Annotated in this window: 7 protein-coding genes and 1 riboswitch; of the genes, 3 read left to right on the forward strand and 4 right to left on the reverse strand. The window is 70.7% G+C overall.

Features of this window, described 5'->3' with window-relative positions; genetic code table 11:
* From CCS38_RS34570 to def, 3 genes are all read left to right on the forward strand, one after another.
* Positions 1 to 1,245 (forward strand): HD-GYP domain-containing protein (locus tag CCS38_RS34570; RefSeq protein WP_223737571.1); only part of this gene is annotated, 1,245 nt, incomplete at its 5' end.
* Positions 1,246 to 1,530: 285 nt separating this feature from the next.
* Positions 1,531 to 2,517, forward strand: a complete 987-nt coding sequence (locus tag CCS38_RS34575; protein WP_030264266.1) for a tetratricopeptide repeat protein — start codon at positions 1,531 to 1,533, stop codon at positions 2,515 to 2,517.
* A 96-nt stretch (positions 2,518 to 2,613) separates the two neighbouring features.
* Positions 2,614 to 3,252 (forward strand): peptide deformylase, encoded by a 639-nt coding sequence (def, locus tag CCS38_RS34580; RefSeq protein ID WP_223737572.1) that lies wholly within the window; start codon positions 2,614 to 2,616, stop codon positions 3,250 to 3,252.
* A gap of 81 nt (positions 3,253 to 3,333) precedes the next feature.
* On the opposite strand, the gene CCS38_RS34585 is transcribed toward def, so the two are convergent.
* The 4 genes from CCS38_RS34585 to CCS38_RS34600 form a co-directional block, all read right to left on the reverse strand.
* The gene (locus tag CCS38_RS34585) at positions 3,334 to 4,374 is read right to left on the reverse strand and encodes a ribonucleotide-diphosphate reductase subunit beta (protein ID WP_223737573.1); all 1,041 of its coding nucleotides are present in this window, start codon (positions 4,372 to 4,374) and stop codon (positions 3,334 to 3,336) included.
* A complete protein-coding gene (locus CCS38_RS34590; protein ID WP_223737574.1) occupies positions 4,374 to 6,800 on the reverse strand; it encodes a ribonucleoside-diphosphate reductase subunit alpha in 2,427 nt (808 codons plus the stop codon). Before CCS38_RS34590 ends, CCS38_RS34585 begins: the two co-directional genes overlap by 1 nt.
* Positions 6,801 to 6,954: 154 nt before the next feature.
* Positions 6,955 to 7,079, reverse strand: a riboswitch (cobalamin riboswitch).
* Positions 7,080 to 7,247: 168 nt separating this feature from the next.
* Positions 7,248 to 8,864 carry a monocarboxylate uptake permease MctP gene (gene mctP, locus CCS38_RS34595; protein ID WP_372457205.1) on the reverse strand — a complete coding sequence of 539 codons (1,617 nt, stop codon included), beginning with the start codon at positions 8,862 to 8,864 and terminating at the stop codon, positions 7,248 to 7,250.
* A 92-nt stretch (positions 8,865 to 8,956) separates the two neighbouring features.
* On the reverse strand, positions 8,957 to 9,226 hold the full coding sequence (locus CCS38_RS34600; RefSeq protein ID WP_223737575.1) for a DUF3311 domain-containing protein: 270 nt from the start codon (positions 9,224 to 9,226) through the stop codon (positions 8,957 to 8,959).
* Positions 9,227 to 9,367: the final 141 nt, after the last annotated feature.

Here is a 9,367-nt window from a genome sequence, read left to right on the forward strand (position 1 = left end):
CTCGTCCACGCCGCGGCCGGCGCCCTCGCCTGCCTCGCGCTCGGCCACACCCTCTGGCACGGCCTCACCGACCCCGGTATCGCGCTCGCATTCGGAGCCCTCATAGCGGTCGGCGAGCTGGCCCGCTGGGGCGCGGGGCCGCCCGCGCGCGGCGGCGCGGGCGCGCTGCCCGGCGACCGCGAGAGCGCCCCGCTCGGCGTCGCCGGAGCCCTGGCCTACGCCCTGCTCGGCGAGGTCGCCGGGCGCCCCACCACGCACGGCGTCCTGCAGATCGTCGCCGTCGTCGTCGCGGCAGGGCTCGTCGGCCTCGTCCCCCATGTGGCGCTCGGCCGGGGCCCGGCCCTGGACCACATCGCCCGCCGCGTCCTGACCGTCGGCTTCGCCGCGACCTGCTTCCAGCCCCTGTACAACACCGGCCGGCTGGCCGCCTGGATCGGCGACGGCACGTACTACACCTGCTACCTCCTCGGCATCCTCGTGCTCACCGCCCTGTGCGACGCCGTGCTCGCCGCGGCCCTGGCCAGGGCCCGTACCGGCTGGCCGTACGGCCCCCTCCTGCGCGACGAACTGCGCTCACTGCTCGGCATCGGCTCGGCGATCTGCGCGACCGGCCTGGTCATCGCGCTGGCCACGGCCGTCGCCGGGCTCTGGGCACTGCCCGTCTTCTGTCTGCCGCTCCTCCTCACCCAGTTCTCCTTCCGCCGCTACGCCGCCGTCCGCGCCACCTACCGGCAGACCATCGCCTCCCTCGCCCGCGCCACCGAGATCGCCGGCTACACCCCGCCGGGCCACGCCCGCCGGGTCGCCGTCCTCAGCCGCGCCGTCGGCCGGGAACTGGGTCTCGGCGAAGCCGACTTGAACGTCCTGGAATATGCGGCCCTGATGCACGACATCGGACAGCTCTCCCTCGTGGACCCGGTCACCGGCGGCGCCACCGCCCGGCTGCCCGCCGCCGAACAGCGCAGGATCGCCCTGCTCGGCGGGGCCGTCGTCCGCCAGACCGGGGTGCCCGCGGAGGTCGCGGTGATCGTCGAGCGGCAGGCCGACCCGTTCCGGGAGCAGCCGCTGCCCGCCCGCATCGTGCGCACCGTGAACGCCTACGACGACCTCGCGGGCGGCGACGGCGGCCCCGGGGGCACGCTGCGCGCACTGGAACGGCTGCGCCTGTCGACCGCACAGGACTTCGAGCCCCGTGTGGTGGAGGCCCTCGCCCGGGTACTCTCCCGGCCGCTCGCCGCAGCCTGACCGGGCTTTCCGCTGTACGCGCGGTGCCCACAGGGGTAGCCGTGACGTAACGGGGTACCGGTTCAAGGTCACAGAAACCGATGGGTAATGAGCGGCCTCGGATATGGGCATGGTTGGATGCGAAGGAGGCCCCGGGGAGCGGGGCCGAGGGGGCTGCGCGAGGCAAGGAGCAGCAGGGGGCGCCGGTCATCGGGCTGAGCCCGGCGGCAAACTGTGGCAGGTTGTCGAGTGAGCCCTCGGCCGTCCGCCGGACGGCACCAAGGAAGCAATCGGCAGGCGGGAATCGTGAAGATCTTCGGCAAGGTACGGCACCGGCCCTCCGCCTCGTGGCGGCAGGCGACCGACCGCGCTTTCACGCTGATCGGCGACGGCCGTTACGAGGACGCGGGCGCGCTGCTCACCCGCGCCGCCGACATGGAGCCGTGGCTGTCGGAGTCCTGGTTCAACCTCGCCCTGCTGCACAAGTTCCGGCACGACTGGGAGCAGGCGCGCACCGCCGGCCTGCGCGCCGTCGCCCTGCTCGAGCGCGAGGCCGGGGCCCCCGACTGGTGGAACGTGGGCATCGCGGCCACCGCCCTGCAGGACTGGCCGCTGGCCCGCCGCGCCTGGCAGGCGTACGGCCTGCACGTACCGGGTGAGGGCGCGCCCTCCGGGGAGCCGCGCGGCATGCAGCTGGGCAGCGCCGCCGTCCGCCTCTCGCCCGAGGGCGAGGCCGAGGTCGTCTGGGGCCGCCGGCTGGACCCCGCCCGCATCGAGGTGCTCTCCATCCCGCTGCCGTCCTCCGGGCGCCGCTGGGGCGAGGTCGTCCTGCACGACGGCGTCCCGCACGGCGAGCGCACGACCACGGCCGGGCCCTCCTACCCCGTCTTCGACGAGATCGAGCTGTGGGCGCCCTCCCCGGTCCCCACCTGGGTCGTCCTCCTGGAGGCCGCCGGCGAGGCCGACCGGGACGCCCTGGAGCGGCTGGCCGCGGACGCCGGGTACGCCGCCGAGGACTGGTCCTCCTCCGTCCGCCTGCTGTGCCGCACGTGCTCCGAGAGCCGGATGCCCAGCGACGAGGGCGAGGGCGCGCAGCTGGACCCGCACGACCACAGCGAGCCCGGCCACCCGGGCCCGCTCGGGCACCGCACGGCCGGCTCCGGCTCCCTGTGGGTGCCCGAGCGCGAGTGCGGCATCGCCGCGCCCGCCGGGCTGGTACGCGGCCTGCTGGACGGCTGGGTGGCCGACAGCCCGGACACCCGCGAGTGGCGGGACCTCGAAGAGGTCTGCTGAGTTCCCTGCGTCGAAGGGCGCACGGCGGGCCCCCGTACCCTGTACGGGCAGCTAAGAAGAATCTTTGCGGAACATCGCGGAAGGCGTGCGGCGGACATGGCGCAGCAGATTGATCAGGACGGCGACCAGCAGGTGGACACCGAGTTCATCGATGACGTGACCGACGCGGACGCGCGCGAGAAGGCGTACCGCGAGCGCGGCACCTCCCGCCCGATCACCGTGGTCGGCAACCCGGTGCTCCACAAGGAGTGCAAGAACGTCACCGAGTTCGACGACGAGCTCGCGAAGCTCGTCGACGACATGTTCGCCTCCCAGCGCACCGCCGAGGGCGTGGGCCTGGCCGCCAACCAGATCGGCGTCGACCTGAAGGTCTTCGTCTACGACTGCATGGACGACCAGGGCGTACGCCACGTCGGCGCCGTCTGCAACCCGGTCCTGGACGAGCTCCCGGCCGCCCGCCGGGTCCTGGACGACTCCAACGAGGGCTGCCTGTCGGTCCCCGGCGCGTACGCCGAGCTCGCGCGCCCCGACTACGCGGTGGTCCGCGGCCAGGACATCAAGGGCAACGACATCGCCGTCGAAGGCACCGGCTACTTCGCCCGCTGCCTCCAGCACGAGACCGACCACCTCTACGGCTACCTCTACATCGACCGCCTGTCGAAGCGCGACCGCAAGGACGTACTGAAGCAGATGGCGGAGGGCACGCCGCGGTATCCGGTGGTCGCCAACGACTGAGATCGCGCAGTTCCCCGCGCCCCTGAGGGGGCGCGGGGATTTTCTGTGCGCGGTTCTGCGGTTCTGCGGTTCTGCGGTTCTCTAGAACTCGTCGTCGAAGGAGACCGAGCCCTCGACCGCCACCTGGTACGCGGACGCGCGGCGCTCGAAGAAGTTGGTCAGCTCCTGGACGTTCTGCAGCTCCATGAAGGAGAACGGGTTCTCCGAGCCGTACACGGGTGCAAAGCCGAGTCGCTGCAGCCGCTGGTCGGCCACGCACTGCAGGTACTCGCGCATCGACGCCGTGTTCATGCCCGGCAGGCCCTCGCCGCACAGGTCGCGCGCGAACTGCAGCTCCGCCTCGACGGCCTCCTTCAGCATGTCGATGACCTGCTGTTCCAGCTCCGCGTCGAAGAGATCCGGCTCCTCCTCACGGACCGTGTCCACGACCGAGAACGCGAACTCCATGTGCATCGTTTCATCGCGGAACACCCAGTTCGTCCCCGTCGCCAGGCCGTGCAGCAGGCCCCGCGAGCGGAACCAGTACACGTATGCGAACGCGCCGTAGAAGAACAGTCCCTCGATGCAGGCCGCGAAGCAGATCAGGTTCAGCAGGAAGCGGCGGCGGTCGGCCCTGGTCTCCAGTCGGTCGATCTTTTCGACCGAGTCCATCCAGCGGAAGCAGAACTGGGCCTTCTCCCGGATGGACGGGATGTTCTCGACGGCGGCGAACGCGTCGGCGCGGTCGTCCGGGTCGGGCAGGTACGTGTCCAGCAGCGTCAAGTAGAACTGGACGTGCACGGCTTCCTCGAAGAGCTGCCGCGAGAGGTAGAGGCGCGCTTCGGGGGAGTTGATGTGCTTGTACAGCGTGAGGACCAGGTTGTTCGCGACGATCGAGTCGCCGGTCGCGAAGAAGGCGACCAGCCGGCCGATCAAGTGCTGCTCGCCCGGCGAGAGCTTGGCGAGGTCGGCCACGTCGGAGTGGAGGTCGACCTCCTCGACGGTCCAGGTGTTCTTGATCGCGTCGCGGTACCGGTCGTAGAAGTCCGGGTAGCGCATCGGACGCAGGGTCAGCTCGAAGCCCGGGTCGAGGAGGTTCTTGACCGCCCCGGGGGCAGCGGTGTGCGTGGTTTCGGTGGACATTACTGGCATGCCTCGCAGGACTCGGGGTTCTCCAGGGAGCAGGCGATCGCTTCGGGGTCGGTGGCCTGCTGGGGTACGGGGGCGGTGGCGGCGGCGCTCGTACCGCGCGCGGACTGCGCGATCCGGGTCGCCGGGCGCGACCGCAGGTAGTACGTGGTCTTGATGCCGCGCTTCCAGGCGTACGCGTACATCGAGCTGAGCTTGCCGATCGTCGGCGCCGCCATGAAGAGGTTCAGGGACTGGCTCTGGTCCAGGTAGGGCGTGCGGTCGGCGGCCATGTCGATCAGTGCGCGCTGCGGGACTTCCCAGGCGGTGCGGTACAGCGCGCGGATCTCCTCGGGGATCCAGGGGACGTCCTGGACCGAGCCGTTGGCCTCGCGCAGCGCGTCACGGGTGCGCGCGTCCCAAAGTCCCAGGGCCTTGAGTTCCTCGATCAGGTACGCGTTGACCTGCAGGAACTCCCCGCTCAGCGTCTCGCGCTTGAAGAGGTTGGAGACCTGCGGCTCGATGCACTCGTACACGCCCGCGATGGAGGCGATGGTCGCGGTGGGGGCGATCGCCAGAAGGAGTGAGTTTCGCATCCCGGTCGCTGCGATACGGGTGCGCAGCGCGGCCCAGCGGTCGGCCCAGCGGGGCTCGGCGTCGGGGTAGTGGTCGGGGTGCAGGACGCCGCGGGCGGTGCGGGTCGCCGACCAGTTCGGGTGCGGGCCGTGCCGCTCGGCGAGGTCCGCGGACGCCTCGTACGCGGCGAGCATGATCCGTTCGGAGATGCGGGTGGACAGCTCGCGCGCTTCGGGGGAGTCGAACGGCAGGCGGAGCCGGAAGAAGACGTCCTGGAGGCCCATCAGGCCCAGACCCACCGGGCGCCAGCGGGAGTTGGAGGCGCCGGCCTGCTCGGTCGGGTAGAAGTTGATGTCGACGACGCGGTCGAGGAAGGTGACGGCGGTACGGACGGTGGCGTCCAGCCGGTCCCAGTCCATCTCGCCGTCGGTGCCGAGGTGCGCGGCGAGGTTGACGGACCCGAGGTTGCAGACGGCCGTCTCGCTGTCGTCGGTGACCTCCAGGATCTCCGTGCACAGGTTCGAGGAGTGCACGACGCGGCCCGGCTCGGCGGTCTGGTTCGCGGTGCGGTTGGCGGCGTCCTTGAAGGTCATCCAGCCGTTGCCGGTCTGCGCGAGGGTGCGCATCATCCGCGCGTACAGCGTCCGGGCCGGGACCGCCTTGACGGCCTTGCCCTCGGCCTCCGCCTTCCGGTACGCGGCGTCGAACTCCGCGCCCCACAGGTCCACCAGCTCCGGCGCGTCCACCGGCGAGAACAGCGACCAGTCCCCGTCCGACTCGACCCGGCGCATGAACTCGTCCGGGATCCAGTGCGCGATGTTCAGGTTGTGCGTACGCCGCGCCTCCTCACCGGTGTTGTCGCGCAGCTCCAGGAACTCCTCGATGTCCGCGTGCCAGGTCTCCAGGTACACGCAGGCCGCGCCCTTGCGACGGCCTCCCTGGTTCACCGCGGCGACGCTCGCGTCGAGGGTCCGCAGGAACGGGACGATGCCGTTGGAGTGCCCGTTGGTGCCGCGGATCAGCGAACCGCGGGCGCGCACGCGGGAGTACGAGAGGCCGATGCCGCCGGCGTGCTTCGAGAGGCGCGCGACCTGGTGGTAGCGGTCGTAGATCGAGTCCAGCTCGTCCAGCGGCGAGTCCAGCAGATAGCAGGAGGACATCTGCGGGTGGCGGGTGCCGGAGTTGAAGAGCGTGGGGGAGGAGGGGAGGTAGGAGAGCGTGCTGGTCAGCTCGTACAGCGCGGCGACGTCCTGGACGGCGCGGTCCGAGTGGTCCTCGGCCAGGCCGCAGGCCACGCGCAGCAGGAAGTGCTGCGGCGTCTCGATGACCTTGCGGGTGAGCGGGTGGCGCAGCAGGTAACGGGAGTAGACCGTGCGCAGGCCGAAGTAGCCGAAGCGGTCGTCGGCGCCGTCCGAGAGAGCCCGCTCGACCAGATGGTCCAGCCGGGTGGCGTGGGTGCGGACGAACTCCGCGGTGCTGTCGGCGATCAGGCCCTCGCGGTGACCGGTGGCGACCGACGCGGCGAAGCTCGTCGCGCCCTGGCTCGCGGCCTCCTCGGCGATCGCGGCGGTCAGCAGCCGCGCGGCCAGCTTGGAGTACTGCGGCTCGTCGCCGATCAGCCCGGCCGCGGCCTCCATCGCCAGCTCGCGCAGCTCCGCCTCGTCCGAGCCGGCGTGCCGGCCGCGCAGCGCGGCCGCGGCGACCTTGCCCGGGTCGGTGGCCGGCAGGTCGGCGGTGAGGTCGGTCAGAGTGCGCAGCAGGACCGTACCGGGGCCGTCGTCGGACCGCGCGGTCGTCGGCCGCGCCTCCTGTGCCGGCTGCGCCGTCTGCGCCTTTTGTGCTGACTCCGCTGGCGCGATGGTCACCTTGTGCTCTCCTCACTCGGCTGGGGCCGGGGGAGGGCACGACGGAGGCGTACGGGCAGCCGCGCCGGAGCCCTGCCGGGCACGCGGGCACACCACGCAGCGTCCACCGGCCCAACCCACGGAGCCCGGACGTCTCGACGCCCGCACCGGAACGGGAACGGGCGTACCGTCGGCAGGTCTTCGGACTCGGCGAGCGGGCAAATGCCTACTCAGCACACCGTTGCGGGACAGTTCCGGATTCGCACCGGATTCCCCTGCGGCGACAGCGAGCACGAGCATACATCTTGTGTCGGCTTGCGCGAGCGTCCCTATATCTTGTGTCGCGCCACAACTGTCAGTGCTGTTGTCGGTGCCGTCCGCTACGTTCGGAATCGGTGAGCCGAGCCGGATACGACGACGGGCCGCCGGATTGCCCGGCGGCCCGTCGTCGTGCGGAGGGGAGTGGCGTCAGTGCGCCGCCCCGGCCGTGGCCGGCGGGAGTTCGGTCTGGACGCCCTTGTCGCCGACGTCCGCCGTGTAGTCCTCGGGCGAGGTCTCGTCGACGCCGTCGGGGGCCTTCGTGGCCCGCAGGACGACCGTCAGGACCACCGTCACCAGGACGTTCAGCACGAACGCGGTCAGGCCGATGTAGCCGATCTCCCCAATGCCGGGGATCTCCGCGCTCGAACCGCCGAAGTGCTTCTGGGTGGGGCTCGCCACGCCGTACGCCGCGACCGTGCCGTACAGCATGCCGACCGCCCAGCCGGCGAGCAGCGCCCAGCGGTGGAACCAGCGGGTGAACAGGCCGCCCACCAGCGACGGCATGGTCTGCAGGATCCAGATGCCGCCCAGCAGCTGGAAGTTGATCGCCACCGTCTTGTCCATCGTGAGGACGAACGCCAGCGCGCCGACCTTCACCAGCAGCGACACCAGCTTGGCGACCTTGTGCTCCTGCGCGGGCGTGGCGCCCGGCTTGAGGAAGTCCTTGTAGATGTTGCGGGTGAAGAGGTTCGCCGCGGCGATCGACATGATCGCGGCGGGCACCAGCGCGCCGATGCCGATCGCGGCGAACGCCACGCCCGTGAACCAGTCGGGGAACATGTTCTCGAACAGCTGCGGAATCGCCAGCTGCCCGTTCTCCACCTTGATCCCGGCCGCGATCGCCATGAAGCCCAGCAGCGCGAGGAGGCCGAGCATCAGCGAGTACAGCGGCAGGATGGTGGTGTTGCGGCGGATCACGTTGCGGCTCCCCGAGGAAAGCGTGGCCGTGATCGAGTGCGGGTACATGAACAGCGCCAGCGCCGAACCGAGCGCCAGCGTCGCGTACGCCCACTGTGCGTTCGGCCCGCTCGCGAGCTCCCCGCGCGGCTTGCCCGTGGCCGGGTTGGTCTCCGCGAAGGCGTCGCCCGCCGCGTGGAAGATGTGCTCGAAGCCGCCCAGCTTGATCGGGATGTAGATGATCGCCACCGCGATGACGATGTAGATCAGGCCGTCCTTGACGAACGCGATCAGCGCGGGCGCGCGCAGCCCGGAGGAGTAGGTGTACGCGGCCAGCACGCCGAAGGCGATCAGCAGCGGCAGGTCCTTGATGAACCAGTGCGTGCTCTCGCCGCCGCCGACGCCCATCACGTCCAGGACCGCCTGGATGCCCACGAGTTGCAGCGCGATGTACGGCATCGTGGCGAGGATGCCGGTGAGCGCGACGGCCAGCGACAGGGACTTGGAGCCGAAGCGGCCGCGCACGAAGTCCGAGGTGGTGACGTACCCGTGCTTGTGCGACACCGACCACAGCCGCGGCAGGAACGTGAAGATCAGGGGGTAGACCAGGATCGTGTACGGCACGGCGAAGAAGCCGGCCGCACCCGCCGCGTAGATCGCCGCGGGCACGGCGACGAAGGTGTACGCGGTGTACAGGTCGCCGCCCAGCAGGAACCACGTCACCCACGTACCGAAGCTGCGGCCGCCCAGGCCCCACTCGTCGAGGTTGTCGGACTGCTCGGCCTTGCGCCAGCGGGCGGCCAGGAAGCCCATGACCGTCACGGCGATGAAGAAGAAGATGAAGACGGCCAGCGCGATGCCGTTCACGCCGCCGGTCGCGTCCGCCGCGAGCGCGTTTCCACCGGGGGCGGCCGGGGTGACCGCGGCGGCCGGGAGGTTCGTTGCCATGGTCGTCGTCATCACTTCGACGCACCGTCCTTACGGGCGCGAAGCTCTCGCTGCTCACGCTGCACGAGCTTGTACGCGATCATCGTCAGCGCCGTCGAGATCAGCACCCACAGCATCTGGTACCAGTAGAAGAACGGGATACCGATCAGCGTCGGCTCGACCTTCGCGTACGAGCTCACCCAGAGCATCGCCACGAACGGAGCGAACAGGCACAGGCCGGCCACCACACGTGTGGGCGTGACGATCGGCCCGGAACGGGGTGTTTCGGCTGGCTCTGACATATCCGCTGCTCCATCCCTGGCGATCATCTGTGAGGCCAGGAAATCTAAGCGCCTGAAGCGGCTGACGTCACCAGCTGTCCGCATATCGGTACGGACACGGTTTGGGGGCGACGCGCACTCCGGGGGCCTCCCCCCCCGCCC

Source organism: Streptomyces purpurogeneiscleroticus (assembly GCF_020024005.1).
Taxonomy (GTDB): Bacteria; Actinomycetota; Actinomycetes; order Streptomycetales; family Streptomycetaceae; genus Streptomyces; species Streptomyces purpurogeneiscleroticus.

Excerpts from the sequence above, each read along its gene's own strand:
- def (WP_223737572.1), top strand. The coding sequence starts at position 2,614 with ATGGCGCAGCAGATTGATCAGGACGGCGACCAGCAGGTGGACACCGAG.
- CCS38_RS34585 (WP_223737573.1), bottom strand. The coding sequence starts at position 4,374 with ATGTCCACCGAAACCACGCACACCGCTGCCCCCGGGGCGGTCAAGAAC.
- CCS38_RS34600 (WP_223737575.1), bottom strand. The coding sequence starts at position 9,226 with ATGTCAGAGCCAGCCGAAACACCCCGTTCCGGGCCGATCGTCACGCCC.